The sequence below is a fragment of the Agromyces bracchium genome (assembly GCF_009709675.1).
Lineage (GTDB): Bacteria > Actinomycetota > Actinomycetes > Actinomycetales > Microbacteriaceae > Agromyces > Agromyces bracchium.
In genome coordinates, this window is record NZ_WMLB01000006.1 from 23,213 (window position 1) to 38,766 (window position 15,554).

The 15,554-nt window shown below is 71.9% G+C and carries 13 protein-coding genes; 4 read left to right on the forward strand and 9 right to left on the reverse strand.

What is annotated here, in order from left to right; all coding sequences use genetic code 11:
- Window positions 1-17: 17 nt before the first annotated feature.
- The 3 genes from GJ743_RS01350 to GJ743_RS19315 all read right to left on the reverse strand — a co-directional run bounded on the left by GJ743_RS01350 (window position 18) and on the right by GJ743_RS19315 (window position 2,055).
- On the reverse strand, window positions 18-977 hold the full coding sequence (locus GJ743_RS01350; protein ID WP_155050147.1) for a bile acid:sodium symporter family protein: 960 nt from the start codon (window positions 975-977) through the stop codon (window positions 18-20).
- A 75-nt stretch (window positions 978-1,052) separates the two neighbouring features.
- Entirely contained in the window at window positions 1,053-1,592 is a 540-nt protein-coding gene (locus tag GJ743_RS01355) for a bifunctional nuclease family protein (RefSeq protein ID WP_230386266.1), read from the reverse strand.
- 106 nt (window positions 1,593-1,698) lie between these two features.
- Window positions 1,699-2,055: a three-helix bundle dimerization domain-containing protein gene (locus tag GJ743_RS19315; protein ID WP_230386267.1), complete on the reverse strand. Its 357-nt coding sequence runs from the start codon at window positions 2,053-2,055 to the stop codon at window positions 1,699-1,701.
- A 65-nt stretch (window positions 2,056-2,120) separates the two neighbouring features.
- Here GJ743_RS19315 and GJ743_RS01365 point away from each other — a divergent pair, with 65 nt between their 5' ends.
- Window positions 2,121-2,753: a TetR/AcrR family transcriptional regulator gene (locus GJ743_RS01365; protein WP_155050148.1), complete on the forward strand. Its 633-nt coding sequence runs from the start codon at window positions 2,121-2,123 to the stop codon at window positions 2,751-2,753.
- 38 nt (window positions 2,754-2,791) lie between these two features.
- Here GJ743_RS01365 and GJ743_RS01370 read toward each other — a convergent pair whose 3' ends face one another.
- From GJ743_RS01370 to GJ743_RS01385, 4 genes are read right to left on the reverse strand one after another with little or no spacing between them, the layout of a single operon-like run.
- Window positions 2,792-3,781: an NAD(P)H-dependent flavin oxidoreductase gene (locus GJ743_RS01370; protein ID WP_328288675.1), complete on the reverse strand. Its 990-nt coding sequence runs from the start codon at window positions 3,779-3,781 to the stop codon at window positions 2,792-2,794.
- A 9-nt stretch (window positions 3,782-3,790) separates the two neighbouring features.
- On the reverse strand, window positions 3,791-5,995 hold the full coding sequence (locus GJ743_RS01375; RefSeq protein WP_328288676.1) for a 3-hydroxyacyl-CoA dehydrogenase NAD-binding domain-containing protein: 2,205 nt from the start codon (window positions 5,993-5,995) through the stop codon (window positions 3,791-3,793).
- 11 nt (window positions 5,996-6,006) lie between these two features.
- Window positions 6,007-7,215 (reverse strand): acetyl-CoA C-acetyltransferase, encoded by a 1,209-nt coding sequence (locus GJ743_RS01380; RefSeq protein WP_328288677.1) that lies wholly within the window; start codon window positions 7,213-7,215, stop codon window positions 6,007-6,009.
- A 14-nt stretch (window positions 7,216-7,229) separates the two neighbouring features.
- Window positions 7,230-8,405 (reverse strand): acyl-CoA dehydrogenase family protein, encoded by a 1,176-nt coding sequence (locus GJ743_RS01385; protein WP_155050149.1) that lies wholly within the window; start codon window positions 8,403-8,405, stop codon window positions 7,230-7,232.
- A gap of 213 nt (window positions 8,406-8,618) precedes the next feature.
- Here GJ743_RS01385 and GJ743_RS01390 point away from each other — a divergent pair, with 213 nt between their 5' ends.
- Together GJ743_RS01390 and GJ743_RS01395 are read left to right on the forward strand one after the other, a co-directional pair.
- Window positions 8,619-9,872, forward strand: a complete 1,254-nt coding sequence (locus tag GJ743_RS01390) for an acyl-CoA dehydrogenase family protein (RefSeq protein WP_155050150.1) — start codon at window positions 8,619-8,621, stop codon at window positions 9,870-9,872.
- Window positions 9,856-10,710 carry an SDR family oxidoreductase gene (locus tag GJ743_RS01395; RefSeq protein WP_155050151.1) on the forward strand — a complete coding sequence of 285 codons (855 nt, stop codon included), beginning with the start codon at window positions 9,856-9,858 and terminating at the stop codon, window positions 10,708-10,710. Before GJ743_RS01390 ends, GJ743_RS01395 begins: the two co-directional genes overlap by 17 nt.
- Before the next feature lie 227 nt (window positions 10,711-10,937).
- On the opposite strand, the gene GJ743_RS01400 is transcribed toward GJ743_RS01395, so the two are convergent.
- Window positions 10,938-12,539 (reverse strand): alcohol dehydrogenase catalytic domain-containing protein, encoded by a 1,602-nt coding sequence (locus GJ743_RS01400; RefSeq protein ID WP_155050152.1) that lies wholly within the window; start codon window positions 12,537-12,539, stop codon window positions 10,938-10,940.
- 4 nt (window positions 12,540-12,543) lie between these two features.
- Window positions 12,544-14,121 carry a long-chain-fatty-acid--CoA ligase gene (locus tag GJ743_RS01405; RefSeq protein WP_155050153.1) on the reverse strand — a complete coding sequence of 526 codons (1,578 nt, stop codon included), beginning with the start codon at window positions 14,119-14,121 and terminating at the stop codon, window positions 12,544-12,546.
- A 177-nt stretch (window positions 14,122-14,298) separates the two neighbouring features.
- Here GJ743_RS01405 and GJ743_RS01410 point away from each other — a divergent pair, with 177 nt between their 5' ends.
- Window positions 14,299-15,537: a TetR/AcrR family transcriptional regulator gene (locus GJ743_RS01410; protein WP_155050154.1), complete on the forward strand. Its 1,239-nt coding sequence runs from the start codon at window positions 14,299-14,301 to the stop codon at window positions 15,535-15,537.
- Window positions 15,538-15,554: the final 17 nt, after the last annotated feature.

Consider the following 15,554-nt stretch of genomic DNA (forward strand, 5'->3'; position numbering starts at 1 on the left):
CTCGGCGGGTCGCGGCGTCACTCGTCTCGTGGGTCGCCGCTCGATCCGGTCGAGCGCTTCGCCTCGACGGATGGCTCACCCGCCACGCCTGACGTCGCCGTGGCCGTGGCCGGCGCGGCTGCGGCATCCGCCCCCCGACCTCGGATCAGGAAGCCGAAGCCGAGCGCGACGAAGAACATCAGCACGCCGTACACGGCCGCCGGGAGGCTCATCTCGACGCTGCCGATGACGGTCTGCGCGATCACGATCGCGAGCGTGGCGTTGTGGATGCCGATCTCGAACGAGCTCGCGATCGCCTGGCGGCGCTCCACCCGCAGGAGCCGGGGCACGAGGTAGCCGATGCCGAGGCTCAGCAGGCAGAAGAGCACCGTGATCCCGGCGAGGCGGCCGAAGTTCTCGACGAGCAGCTCGAGGTTCGAGGCGATCGCGCCCGCGATCACGACGACGAGGATCACGATGGACGCGATCCGGACCGGTCGGTCCATCCGGTCCGCGAACGCGGGCTTCCAACGACGGACCAGCATGCCCGCGACCACCGGGAGCAGCACGATCGCGAACACCTCGATCGTCTTCGCCAGCTGGAGGCCGAGGCCGTCGTCACCCGGCAGGAAGAACGCGATCGACAGGTTCGCGATGAGCGGCAGGGTGAACACCGCGATCACGGAGTTGAGCGCGGTGAGCGAGATGTTCAGCGCGACGTCGCCGCGGAACAGGTGCGAGTACAGGTTCGCGGTCGTGCCGCCGGGCGACGCGGCGAGCAGCATCATGCCGACCGCGAGCACCGGCGGCAGGTCGAAGAGGAGCACGAGCCCGAAGCAGACGGCCGGCAGCAGGAGCAGCTGGCAGGCGAGTGCGACGATCACCGCCTTCGGCTGCGTCGCGACCCGCGCGAAGTCGCGCGGGGTCAGGCTGAGCCCGAGGCCGAACATGATGACGCCCAAGGCGACCGGCAGCCCGATCGTCGTCAGTGGACCCATTGATCACTCCTTCGTGAAGACGGTGCTCCACAGTCTGGAGTGCGACGGCCGGTGGTGTCACGCACGAGCGCGGGATCAGCCCTGGAAGTCCTCCGGGTCGACGTCCTCGAGGAACTTCTTGAACTCCTCGAGCTTCTCCTCGTCCTCGCTGTCGTGGTGCTCGACCATCTCGGCGGGGATGCCCGCGTCATCCATCACGGCCTCGGCGACGAACAGCGGCGCATCGACGCGCACGGCCATGCCGATCGCATCCGACGGCCGCGAGTCGATCACGAGCGGACCCGTCGGCGTGACGAGCGTCAGCTCGGCGTAGAACGTGCCCTCCTCGATGCGGGTCACGTCGATGCGCTCGATGTTGCCGCCCACGGCCTCGATGAGGGTGACCATCAGGTCGTGGGTGAGCGGGCGCGGGGCGTGGTCGCCGCCGAGCGCGATGAGGATGGACGTCGCCTCCTGCTCCCCGATCCAGATCGGCAGCACGCGCCCCTCGGCCGATTCCTCGCCGATCGGCTTCAGCAGCACGATGTGCTGCCGGGCCGCGTCGAGCGCGATCCCGAGGACGCGGACCTGGACCATGGCGACTCCCGTCTGCGGGTCGGGGCGTGGTCCTGCCATGGTACGTCCGGCGGCGTCCGGCCACCGGCGGAAGGTCCCGTCGTGGAACCGCTCTTCCGCGGGGTCGACGGTTGGCGCGCCGAGGGCGGCGAGCGCGGCCGACGGCTCAGGACGCGCGGCCGCCGAGGTCGCCGAACAGGAAGTCGCCGCCCTCCGCGTCGCTGCGGCGGGTCACCTCCATCGGGTCGGCCTCCGCCCCGCCGGTGCGGCGCACCTGGTCGGCGGCCGCGAGCTCCGCGACATCCGGGTCGACGCGCACGACCGGCGCCTCGGTCGCGAGGCGCTTGCGCGCGGCGCGCTCGACGAGCACGGGCACGAAGTCGCGGACCGGTCGACCGTCGAACCGGTGGTGCTCCTCGTCGACGATCGCGTGGATGTGATCTTCGGTGAGGGAGGGGAAGCGTTCCAGCAGGCGGGTGACGACGTGCTCGACGGCCTGCTGCTCATCGGCCTCAGTGGTCATGGTTGCAGTGTGCGCCGTCGAGTCGCCCTGTGCAAGCGCATGGAATCTAACTAGAATTCGAAACCATGGCGGAGACGACGGAGCGCCGCGCGGCCGAGGCGCCGACGAGCAAGTCGGCGCGCACGCGCGAGCGGATCCTGGACGCTGCGGCGCACGTGCTGAGTCGCAAGGGCTACGCGGGAACACGACTCGCCGATGTCGCTGCGCACGCGCAGCTGCAGGCGCCGACGATCTACTACCACTTCGCCTCGCGCGACGAGCTGATCGAGGAGGTCATGTGGGTCGGCGCTGCACGTGTGCACGCCCACGTCGTCGCCGAGCTCGAGGCGCTCCCGGCCGAGACCTCGCCGCTCGACCGCATCCTGACGGCGGTCGAGGCGCACCTGCGCTACGAACTGCTCATCTCCGACTACACGACCGCGTCGATCCGCAACGCCAACCAGGTGCCCGAAGGGCTTCGCGCGAAGGCCGCCGCCGAGGAGGCCGCGTACGCGCGCCTCTGGCGCGACCTGTTCACGGCCGCGATGGACGCCGGCCAACTGCGCGCCGACCTCGACATCACGGTGACGCGCATGCTGCTGCTCGGTGCCATGAACTGGGCGGCGGAGTGGTGGAACCCGCGGCACCGCACGCTCGACGACCTCGTGCGCGCGACGCAGGACATGGTCCGGTACGGAATGGCGCCGGCGACCGCGTAGGTCGCCGGCGCCGTGGGCCCTGCCGCAGGGGGGTGCGGCTAGGACACCGCTCCCACCGGCTCGCTGAAGAGCGCGAGCCGGCTCCGGAGCACCTCCTCCGCGTCGGCGACCGTGCGGCGAACCACCTCGCCCGCCGTCGGGATGTCGCGGATGAGGCCCTGGACGAGTCCGACCGTCCAGATCCCCGCATCGAGGTCGCCCTCCTCGAACACCCTCCTGCCGCGTGCACCGGCGACGAGCGGCTGCACGTCGGGGAACTGCCCGCCCTTCGCGAGGATCTCGACGACCTCGTCGCTCACCGCGTTCTTGGCGACGCGCGCCGTGTTGCGGAGACTTCGGAAGATGAGGTTCGTGTCGAGCTCGGTCGCCTCGACGATCCGCTCCTTCACCGTCTGGGAGATCGGCGACTCGACCGTGCACATGAACCGCGAGCCCATGTTCACGCCGTCGGCGCCGAGCGCGAGCGCCGCCGCGAGGCCGCGCCCGTCGGCGAACCCGCCCGACGCGATGAACGGGATCGTCAGCGCGTCGGCCGCAGCGGGGACGAGCACGAGGCCGGGCACGTCGTCCTCGCCGGGGTGACCGGCGCACTCGAAGCCGTCGATCGAGACCGCGGTCACGCCGAGCCGTTCGGCCTTCAGCGCGTGCCGCACGCTCGTGCACTTGTGGATGACCCGGATGCCGTGCTGGTGGAACATCTCCATGTGCGGCTCGGGGCTCGAGCCCGCGGTCTCGACGATCGTGACGCCCGCGTCGACGATCGCCCGGCGGTACTCGTCGTAGGGCGGCGGGTTGATCGAGGGCAGGATCGTGAGGTTCACGCCGATCGGCTTGTCGGTCAGCCGTCGGGCGCGCTCCACCTCCTTCACCAGGTCGGCCGGGGTCGGCTGCGTGAGCGCGGTGATGATGCCGAGGCCGCCCGCCTCGGACACCGCCGCCGCCAGCTCGGCGCGGCCGACCCACATCATGCCGCCCTGGACGATCGGGTGCTCGATGCCGAGCGCCTCGGTGAACCTGGTCGAGAGCACGTTCGCCTCCTACTCGTAGGTCTCGCCGGACTCGGCCTTCGCGACGAGCGAGGCCGGCGGCAGGAACCGGTCGCCGTACGCCGCCGCGAGCTCGTGGCAGCGTGCGACGAAGCCGGGCAGCCCGCCCTCGTACTGGTTCACGTACTGCAGCACGCCGCCCGTCCAGGCCGGGAAGCCGATGCCGTAGATCGAGCCGATGTTCGCGTCTGGCACGTTCGTGAGCACGCCCGAGTCGAGGCAGCGGACGGTGTCGATCGCCTCGGCGAAGAGCATGCGCTCCTGCAGGTCCTTGAGCGGGAGCACCGTGCGGCCCGAGCCGTACTGCTCGCGCAGGCCCGGCCAGATCCCGGTGCGCCGGCCCGACTCGTCGTAGTCGTAGAAGCCCTGCCCCGCGCGACGGCCCGGCCGCTGCACGTCGTCGACCATCCAGTCGATGACCGCGTGCGACGGGTGCGTCCGGACCTCGCCGCCCTCGGCGATCACGGCCGCCTCGGTCTCGTGGCGGATCTTCTGCGTGAGCGACAGGGTGAGCTCGTCGAAGAGCTGCAGCGCGCCGGCCGGGTAGCCGGCCTGGAGCGCCGCCTGCTCGACGGACGCCGGCTCGACGCCCTCGCCGACCGCGGCGACGGCCTCGGCCATGAACTCGCCGATCACGCGCGAGGTGAAGAACCCGCGCTGGTCGTTGACGACGATCGGCGTCTTCCGGATCTGCATGACGTAGTCGAACGTCTTCGCGAGCACCTCGTCGCTCGTGTTCCTGCCTCGCACGATCTCGACGAGGGGCATCTTGTCGACCGGTGAGAAGAAGTGGATGCCGATGAAGTCGTCCGTCCGCTTCACGCCCTCCGAGAGCAGCGTGATCGGGAGTGTCGAGGTGTTCGAACCGAGGACGGCGTCGGGTTCGACGATGTCCTGGATCTCCTGGAACACGCACTGCTTGACCGGCACGGACTCGAACACGGCCTCGATCACGAAGTCGACGCCCGCGAAGTCGGCCGGGTCGGCGGTCGCGGTGATGCGGGCGAGCAGCTCGGCGCTGCGCTCCGCCGTCGTCCGGCCGCGAGCGAGGGCCTTGTCCTCGAGGGCCCGGGAGTAGTCCTTGCCCTTCTCGGCGGCGTCGAGCGAGACATCCTTCAGCACGACCTCGATGCCGGCCTTCGCCGACACGTACGCGATCGCGGCACCCATCATGCCCGCGCCGATGACGCCGACCTTGCGGGCGGTGTACTTCGGGAAGCCGTCGGGTCGGCTGCCGCCCGCGTTGATGTGCTGCAGGTCGAAGAAGAACGCCTTGATCATGTTCTTCGCGACCTGGCCGTGCGTGAGCTCGACGAGGTAGCGGGTCTCGACCTTCGAGGCGGTCTCGAAGTCGACGTAGGCGCCCTCGACGGCGGCGGCCATCGCCGCGCGGGGCGCGGGCAGCGGCGCGCCCTTCAGCTGCTTGCGCAGCATGGCGGGCATTGCGGCGAGCATGCCGGCGACGCCGGGCGAGGTCGGGGCGCCGCCGGGGAGCTTGAAGCCCTTCTCGTCCCAGGGCTTCACCGGTGCGGGGTTCGCGGCGATCCAGGCCCGCGCGGCCGCGTCGAGCTCGTCGGGCGAGGAGACGAGTTCGTCGACGAGGCCCACCGCGAGCGCGTCGGACGGCGAGAACTTCGTCGCGGGCAGGATCACCTCGGAGAGCGCGCGCTGCAGCCCGAGCATGCGGACGAGGCGCGTGATGCCGCCGCCGCCGGGCAGGAGACCGAGCGAGACCTCCGGGACGCCGAACTGGATGCCCTTGGCGTCGACCGCGACGCGATGGTGGGCGAGCAGTGCGACCTCGTAGCCGCCGCCGAGCGCGGTGCCGTTGAGCGTCGCCACGACCGGACGGCCGACCACCTCGAGCCGGCGCATGAGGTGCTTCACGCGGTCGATGTGCGCGGTCTCCTCGGCCGACTTCGCCGGGTCGGCGGCACGAAGGAGGTTGAGGTCGCCGCCCGCGAACCAGCTCTTCTTCGCGGAGGCGAGGATGACGCCCGTGATGTCGTCGCGCTCGGCCTCGAGCCGGTCGACGGTCGCCTCGAGCGCCGCGGTGAAGTGGGCGTTCATGGTGTTCACGCTGCTGTCGGGGTCGTCCATCGTCACGGTGACGATGCCGTCCTCGTCGCGCTCCCACGCGTAGCCGGCGTAGACCTCGGTCTCCACGGCGTCGGTGTCCATTGCGATGCTGCTCATGTCCCTCTTCCTCACACCCGCTCGATGACCGTGGCGATGCCCATGCCCGCGCCGACGCAGAGCGTCGCGAGCCCGCGCTTGGCGTCCCTGCGCTCCAGCTCGTCGAGGAGCGTGCCGAGGATCATCGCGCCCGTCGCGCCGAGCGGGTGGCCCATCGCGATCGCGCCGCCGTTGACGTTGACCTTCTCGTGCGGGATGTCGAGGTCCTTCATCCACTTCATGACGACCGACGCGAACGCCTCGTTCAGTTCGAACAGGTCGATGTCGGAGACCTCCAGCCCCGCCTTGTCGAGCGCCTTGCGCGTGGCGGGCGTCGGGCCGGTGAGCATGATCGTGGGCTCGGAGCCCGTCACCGCGGTCGCCACGATGCGGGCGCGCGGCGTGAGGCCGAAGCGCTCGCCGACCTCCTTCGAGCCGATGACGAGGAGCGCGGCGCCGTCGACGATGCCCGACGAGTTGCCCGCGGTGTGCACGTGCGAGACACGCTCGACCGCGTGGTACTTCTGCAGCGCGACCGCGTCGTAGCCGGCCTGGTCGCCGACGCCGGCGAAGGCCGGCTGGAGTGCGCCGAGCGACTCGCCGGTCGAGCCCGGGCGGCGGTGCTCGTCGGTGTCGAGGAGCGTCACGCCGTTCTGGTCCGTCACGGGCACGACCGAGCCGGCGAAGAAGCCCTGCTCCCACGCGGCCTCTGCCCGTCGCTGCGACTCGGTCGCGAACGCGTCGACGTCTTCGCGGCTGAAGCCCTCGATCGTCGCGATGAGGTCGGCGCCGATGCCCTGCGGCACGAAGTAGAGGTCGTAGTTCGTCGTCGGGTCCTGCACGTAGGCGCCGCCGTCGGAGCCGATCGGCACTCGCGACATGGACTCGACGCCGCCCGCGAGGATGAGGTCCTCGAACCCCGAGGCGACCTTCTGCGCCGCCGTGTTCACGGCCTCGAGCCCCGACGCGCAGAACCGGTTGAGCTGCACGCCCGCGACCGACTCGGGGAGCCCTGCGACCAGCGCCGCGGTGCGCGCGATGTCGCCGCCCTGCTCGCCGATCGGCGAGACGACGCCGAGGACGATGTCGTCGACCGCGGCCGGGTCGAGCCCGGGGTTGCGCTCGAGGAGCGCGTCGATCAGGCCGACCACGAGGTCGACCGGCTTGGTTCCGTGCAGCGCCCCGCCGCGGTTCTTCCCGCGGGGGGTGCGCACGGCGTCGTAGATGTATGCCTCGCCCACGTCGTTCCTTCCGTTCACAGGCCCAGGCTCCGACCGACGATCTCCTTCATGATCTCGGTCGTGCCGCCGTAGATGGTCGTGATGCGCGCGTCCTCGTAGTCGCGCGCGATCCGGTACTCGCGCATGTAGCCGTAGCCGCCGTACAGCTGCAGGCAGCGGTTCACGATCTGCACGTACTGCTCGGTCGTCCAGTACTTCGCGGCCGCGGCATCCTCTGCCGAGAGCTCGCCGCGCGAGTGGCGCAGGATGCACTGGTCGATGTAGGCCCGGCTCACCTGCGTCGCGGTGAACATGTCGGCGAGCTCGAACCGGGTGTTCTGGAACGTGGCGACGGGCCGGCCGAACGCCTGCCGCTCCTTCACGTAGGTCATCGCCCGCTCGATGACGCCCTCGCTCGAGGCGACCGCGGCGGCCGCGATCGAGAGGCGCTCCTGCGGGAGGTTGCGCATGAGGCCGAGGAAGCCCTGGCCCTCGGCGCCGAGGAGGTTCGCGGCCGGCACCCGGACGTTCTCGAAGACGAGCTCGCTCGTGTCCTGCGCGTGCAGGCCCACCTTGTCCAGGTTGCGCCCGCGCGAGAAGCCGGGGGTGTCGGACTCGATCACGAGGAGACTGAGGCCCTTGTGCGGGTCGGAGCCCGTGCGGACCGCGGTGACCACGAGGTCGGCGTTCTGCCCGTTCGAGATGAAGATCTTGCTGCCGTTGACGACGTAGTCGTCGCCGTCGCGCACGGCGCTCGTGCGGATGCCGGCGAGGTCGCTGCCTGTGCCGGGCTCGGTCATCGCGACGGCCGTGATGAGCGTGCCCGCGGCGATGCCCGGCAGCCAGCGGCGCTTCTGCTCGTCGTCGGTGAGCTCGAGGAAGTAGGGGATCACGATGTCGTTCGACAGCGCGATGCCGGCCATGCCGTCGGAGACCGGGTTGCGGGCGAGCTCCTCGCCCATCACGGCGTTGAAGCGGAAGTCGTCGGTGCCGCCGCCGCCGAACTCCTCGGGGACGGTGAAGCCGAGGATGCCGGTCTCGGCGGCCTTCTCGAAGAGCCAGCGGTCGACCTTGCCCTCGGCCTCCCACCGCTCGGCGTTCGGGCGTGCGTAGCGCTCGACGAAGTCGCGCACCATCTCCCGGAACTGCTCGTGCTCCTCCTCGTAGACGGTGCGGATCCGGTCCGCCGTCTGGAGCGACGTCTGCGGCATGTCTCGATCTCCCTCGATCTCGTCGGGGTGTTCCCCGGCTGCACGGTCGAGTGTACGTCCATCCGTGCTCGTTTTCTACATTGGATTAGAAAATCTCTTCCGAGACGCTTGCCCGCTGCGCGCATCTCCCGCAGAATCAGGACGACGGATTTTCTAATCCCGATGAGAAGACGGATGCCGCGCCGCCGGCACCCCGGAGTCGCGAGGAAGCGAATGGACCACGAGCCGCCCACCATCGACCGACTCGTGCACCGCGTGCGCGACTTCGTCCGCGACGAGGTGATCCCCGTGGAGGAGGCGGTGCGCGGCGTCGCCCACCACCACGTCGAGGGTTCCGGCTACGTCGCGGGCGTCGACGCCCGCGACCGCGAGCTGCGCGAGGGGCTGCGCGACGCGGCCCGCGCGGCGGGCCTCCTGGTCCCCCACCTCCCCGCCGAGTGGGGCGGGCACGGGCTCACCGCACTCGATCAGGCCGCGGTGTTCGAGGCCGCCGGGTACTCGCTGTTCGGTCCGCTCGCCCTGAACATCCAGGCGCCCGACGAGGGCAACATGCACCTGCTGCTCCACGCCGCGTCGGCCGAGCAGCAGGAGCGCTGGCTGCGCCCGCTCGCCGCCGGCGAGATCCACTCGGCCTTCGCGATGACCGAGCCGCCGCCCGGCGCGGGCAGCGACCCCCGGGCGCTCGCGACGACGGCCGAGAAGGTTCCGGGCGGCTGGCGCATCTCGGGCGAGAAGTGGTTCATCACCGGCGCGCGCGACGCGGGCGTCGTGATCGTGCTCGCGCGCACGTCGGGCGAACCCGGCGATGCGGGCGGCGCCACCATGTTCCTCGTCGAGGGCGGCGCCGCGGGCATGGAGCTCGTGCGCGACGTGCACACGATCGACGCCGGCCTCTACGGCGGCCACAGCCTGCTGCGATTCGACGGATGCCTCGTCCCCGACGACGCCGTCCTCGGCGAGGTCGACGGCGGGTTCGCCGCGGCACAGGTTCGGCTCGCGCCCGCCCGGCTCACGCACTGCATGCGCTGGCTCGGCCTCGCCGGCCGCGCCCAGGACCTCGCGCTCGCCCACGTGTCCGAGCGGCGCGGATTCGGTGCGCGCCTCGCCGACCTCGGCCTCGCGCAGCAGCACCTCGCCGACAACGAGATCGACCTCGCCGCATCGCGCGCGGTCATCCGCGAGACGGCGCGCGTGCTCGACGCCGGCGATGCTGCCGGCGCCGACGCCGGCACGGCCTCGTCGATCGCGAAGACGTTCGTGGCCGAGGCCGTCGGCCGCATCGTCGACCGCGCGGTGCAGCTCGCGGGCGGCCAGGGCGTCTCCGACGAGCTGCTGCTCTCGCGGTACTGGCGCGAGGTGCGCCCGTTCCGCATCTACGACGGATCGAGCGAGACGCACCGCTGGTCGATCGCCAAGCGCGCGGTGCGCGCACACGGGAAGGGACGCCGCCATGACCTCGCACGATGACGCGACCGCCGCGGCGGCCTTCGCGGGCCCCGGGGGCTCCGGAGCCGCGGCCGCGGGCTCGGAGACGGAGACCGCCGCCGGCCCTGCCGCGGCCGCCGTCGGCGCGAGCCCCCGCGCGGCCCTGATCACGGGCGGCTCGCGCGGCATCGGCCTCGAGATCGCCCGCGCCCTCGCCGCCGACGGCTTCGCCCTCACGCTCTCCGCGCGCTCGCCCGAGCCGCTCGAGGCCGCCGCTGCCGAGCTCGCCGCAACGGGCGCGCAGGTGATCGCGGTCGCCGCCGACGCCTCCGAACCCGACGACCTCGACCGCCTGCTCGCCGCGCACGAGCAACGCTGGGGGCGCCTCGACGCGCTCGTCATGAACGCCGGCATGGGCCACGGCAGCCTGATCGCCGAGACGCCGCTCCGGCGCGTCGACAAGCACTACACGCTGAACGTCCGCGGCACGTTCGCACTGCTCTCCTCGGCGCTGCCGCTGCTGCGCGAGACCGCGGCATCCGACCCGCGCGGCGCGCGCGTCATCGCCCTCGCCTCGCTTGCGGGCCTCATGGCCGAGCCGGGACTCGCCGCCTACAGCGCCACCAAGGCCGCCGTCGTCTCGCTGTGCGAGGCGCTGTGCGCCGAGGAGGGCGCGAACGGCGTCAGCGCGACCGCGATCTGCCCGGGCTACGTCGACACCGACATGGCCGCGTGGAAGCACGACGAGATCCCGGCGTCCGAGATGATCAAGGCGGCGGATGTCGCCGAGCTCGCCGTCTCGCTCACGCGCCTGTCGCGCAACGCCGCCGTGCCGGTCCTGGCGGTGCACCGCGCCGGCGGCGGGCTCCGCGGCGCCTGAGCCGCCATCCTGGCCGCCGCCACCTCGGCGAGTGCCCGGTTCCGCGACCGCTGCGCGGTCGTTCGCCCGCGCACTCGTCGCGGAAGCGCGCACCTGGCGAGGCGGACGGCGGCCGCCGCCGAGACCCGGCGCCGGGTCAGTCGGCGCGGCGACCGGGCAGCCGGCGGATGGCGCCGCCGAGGGTGGTGCGGGCCGGGCGGTCGGTGGGTCCGTCCGGCCTGATCGGCTCAGTCGGGTTCGGCGACCGCGACGTCGCGGTCCTCGTCCCGTTCGAGCACGAAGTAGTAGCTGCGGCCCGCGTCGGCGGTGCCGCGACCGGTCATGACGCCGAGCACGGCGTCGGGCGAGAGCCGGACGAAGCAGTCGATGATGGGCTGCCCGTCGTAGGCCATCGCCGCGGTGACGAGGCCGTCGTGCGCCATCCGGCGAAAGCTCGCCCCGCCTCTGGCGAGAACGGGGTCGGCCACCAGGCCGCCGGCATCCGTCTCGCAGACGATGGGGGCGACATCGTCGTCGGAGCGGAAGAGCTTGCCGTACCACCGACTGCGCGTGAGCAGGCGGTGCGCGGCGTGGCCGGTGCTGAGGCCCGTGCCCCGCCAGAGCCCGCGGAGCTCGGCGGGTTCGACGGCCGGGAGCGAGCGCCAGAGGGCGGGGAGGTCCTCCTGTGGCACGCGACCGGAGAGCAGCCGCACGAGCAGGTCGCACGGCGAGCGCGGCGGGGCCGTTCGCCGCTCGTCGTCCCCGTCGGCGTCGGCACGCGACATCCGCAGCACCGGCTTGATCGAGCGCCCGCTGCGCGCGGCGCCGACCGCGGCGTCGACGTCGGCGAACTCGTAGGGCGAGATCAGCTGCTCGACGGGCAGGCGCCCGGCCCGCCACATCGCCTCGAGCGTGGGGAGGTCGCGAGCGATGTCGGCGTCGCCCTCGATGACGCCAGTGATCGTGCGACCCCAGAGCAGCTTCGACTGCGAGACCGTGACCCGGTTCGACCCCGGCTTGAGGGCGACCGTCGCGCACGTGCCGCGTGCCGCGAGTGCGCCGAGCGCGGCGTCGACGGAGTCCTGCGAGCCGACCGTGTCGAGCACGGCCTCGAACTGCGGGCGACCCCGGAGCGCCGCGGCGAGCGCGTCGGGTGTGTGCGCCTCGGTCGCGCCGAGCTCGAGCGCGAGTTCCCGGCGGGCGGGGATCGGGTCGCTCACGACGATCCCGGCGAGCCCGCGATGCCGCGCCGCCATGACCGCCGCGAGCCCGGTGGTGCCCGCCCCGAGGACGAGGAGCGAGTCCGCCGGGCCCGGGCGGAGCACGTTCAGGACGGCGCCGGCTCCGGTCAGCACACCGCAGCCGAGTGTCGCGGCGACCGGCCACGGTACGTCCTCGCCGATCGCGACGGCGCTCGACGCGCGGACGACCACGTGGGTCGACCAGGCCGACTGGCCCATCCAGCCCGCGGTCACGGGCTCCCCCGCCGCGGCGAAGTCGACCGGCGCGCCCTGGTTGAGGGCCGCGAACCGCTCGCAGTAGGCGGGATGGCCATCGAGGCAGGCCAGGCACTCGCGGCAGGAGGCGAAGCCGAGCGCCACGCGGTCGCCGGGCCGGAGCGTCTCGACGCTCGCGCCGACCGCCTCGACGACGCCGGCGCCCTCGTGTCCGAACACCGCCGGGAACCGGTCGCCGGCGCCGCCGTCGATGCCGAACATGTCGGTCGGGCAGACGCCCGAGGCCATCACCCGGACGAGGATCTCCTCCTCGCCCGGCGCTCGGAGGGTCACGTCCGAGAGCGTGACGGATCCGCCGCGCTCGCGGACGAGCGCGGCCACTGCCGCGGTCATGGCCCTAGACCTGCGCGGGCTCTCGGTCTGCGGCGCGCAGCGCGACCTTGTTCACCTTGCCGCCGGCGTTGCGCGGCAGGACCTCCATGACGACGACGTGCTTGGGCTGCTTGAACCGTGCGAGCTTGTCGGCGAGGAACTCGGCGAGCGCCTCGACGGTGAGTTCGGTCTCGGGCACGAGCACGACCGCCGCGACGGGCACCTCGCCCCAGCGCTCGTCGGCGCGGCCGTAGACGGCGACGTCGGCCACGTGCGGGTGCGAGGCGAGCACGTTCTCGACCTCGGCGCAGTAGACGTTCTCGCCGCCCGAGATGATCATGTCCTTCTTGCGGTCGACGACCCAGACGAAGCCCTCCTCGTCCTGGCGGACGAGGTCGCCCGAGTGGAACCAACCGCCCTCGAACGCCTCGGCCGTCTCGTGGGGCTTCCGCCAGTAGCCCTTCATCATGGTCGGCCCGCGGTAGATGATCTCGCCGACCTGGCCCGGGGCGACGTCGTTCATCTCGTCGTCGACGACGCGGGTCTGGATGGTCGGGATCGGCTTGCCGACCGAGCCGAGCTTGCGCAGCGAGTCGGGCCCGCGGAGCACGCACGTGATGGGCGACATCTCGGTCTGGCCGAAGACCGCCGTGTTCAGGGCGTTCGGGAAGGTCTCCTCCATCTGGCGGAGCAGCGTGTCGCTCGCGGGCGCGGCACCCCAGCTGATGATGCGGAGGGCGAGGTCGCGATCCTTGATGCCGGGCAGCGCGCAGATCGCCTGCCACTGCTGCGGCACGTTGAAGACGATGGTCGCGCGCTCCTTCTCCCACGCGTCGACGATCGCGGCGGGGTCGAACGCCCCGAGCGGATGGATGATCGTCGGAATGCCGATGATGAAGTTCGGCGCGATCGAGCCGAGGCCCGCGATGTGGAACAGCGGCGCGGTCATGAACGCGATGTCGGACTCGTCGACGACGCCGTTCGCGCGGATGCAGGTGATCGCCTGGGCGTAGAGGTTGATGTGGTCGAGCATCGCGCCCTTGGGGCGGCCGGTCGTGCCCGACGTGTACATGATGAGCGCCGTGGCATCCTCGGGGATGTCGGGCGCCTGGAACCCGTCGAGGTCCTCGGCGATGAGGTCCTCCAGCGCCTCCTGCCCCTCGCCGGCCTGGGTGCCGAGCACGATCGCGCGCTCGATGCGCGAGGTGAACTGCCCGACGACGCCCACGAGCGGCGCGAGCGGCGCGTCGACGACGATCACCGAGGCGTCGGCGTCGTCGACGATGTACGCGATCTCGGGCGGGGTGAGCCGGATGTTGATCGGTACCGCGATCGCGCCGAGCGTGTTGACCGCGAAGACCGTCTCGACGACCTCGGGGCTGTTCAGAGTCAGCATCAGCACGCGGTCGCCCTCGGCGACCCCGCGGCGGCGGAGCGCGGCGGCGAGGTGCGTCACGCGGTCGTGGACCTGCGACCAGGTCCAGTCGCGGCCCAGGTAGCGGAAGGCCAGGGCGTCGGGCTGGTTCGACGCGTGGATCGCGACCTGGTTCATCCAGTGGTTGCGACGCGCCGACCGCGGGATGACGGGGGCTTCGGTGCTCATTCGGGAGTCCCTTTCGTACTTCGCTGTACCGCCGCCGGGTTCGGGCCCGATGGCTCAGGTGATGCCAGTATGCCTCGCCGAACGCCGGATGTCACGACTTTTGTTAATTTCGATTCACACGACTTGTGAACAGTCATTCACGGCGCCCGTGGGCCGCGCCTGCGATAGCCTGTGGTGATGGGCACGATGGAGGCGCCGACCGCGGACGCAGGGGTTCGCCGGGTCAGGCCGAAGGACCGGCGCCAGCAGATCGCGATGGCCGCCGCGACCCTCTTCTCCGAGCGCGGGTTCCACCAGGTCAGCCTCGGCGAGGTCGCCTCGGCCGTCGGCATCTCCGCCCCGGCGCTCTACCGGCATTTCCCCAACAAGTACGCGCTCTTCCTCGACGCGGCGAACCGGCTCGCGCACGGCCTGATCGAGGCGACCGACGAGCTCGTCGCCGCGCAGGCCGACGACGCCGACGACCCCGAGACCGCGAGGGCCGAGTACGACGCGATCGTCTCGGCCATCGTCGAGACGACGATCGACAACCGGCTGACCGGCGGGCTCTACCGCTGGGAGGGCCGCTACCTCGAGCCCGACGACCGCCGGAAGCTCCAAGACGAGTTCGCCGAGCTGGCGAGCCGCGTGCGGCGGCCGCTCGAGCGAATGCGGCCGGGCCTCCCCGACGACGACGCGCGCCTGCTCGCCGCGGCGGCGCTCAGCGTGGTCGCGAGCATCACCTCGCACCATGTGAGCATGGCCCGCCGCACGCTCGCCGACCTCCTGCTCGAATGCGCCGACGATGTGGCCGCGAGTCACCTCCCCCGACCCGACCGCGGTGCCGAGACGGATGCCGCGGGCATCCCGAGCGCGTCCAAGCGCGAGCTCATCGTGCGCGAGGCGCTCGCACTGTTCCACCGCAACGGCTACCACGACACCGGGATCGAGGACATCAGCGCCGCCGTCGGGCTCACGCCGTCGGGCTTCTACCGGTACTTCGAGAGCAAGTCCGAGCTGCTCCTCGAGGCGTGCGTCCGCGCGTCGGAACGACTGAACGCGACCACCGCCGACGCGCTCGAGGGCGCGGCATCCCCCGACGAGGCCCTGCACCGCCTGGTCGACGCCTACGTGGCCCACAGCTTCACGCACCGCGAGCTGATGAGCGTCTACTTCTCCGACGTGGGCGCGCTGCCCGACGCCGAGCAGGAGCGCCTCCGCGGCATCCAGCGCCGCCACGTCGACGAGTGGGTGTCGCTCCTGCGCACGGCACGCCCCGACCTGTCGACGAGCGCGGCGCGCGTGCGCGTGCACGCCGGCCTCAACGTCGTGGTCGACATCGGCCGGATCGTGCACTTCGACAACTCGCCCTCGACGCGTGCTCGGGTCGCGGCGATCGTGCGGGCGGCGCTCGGCGTGCGCGAGGCGGCGGCGTAGTCGCCGGATCGCCCCGC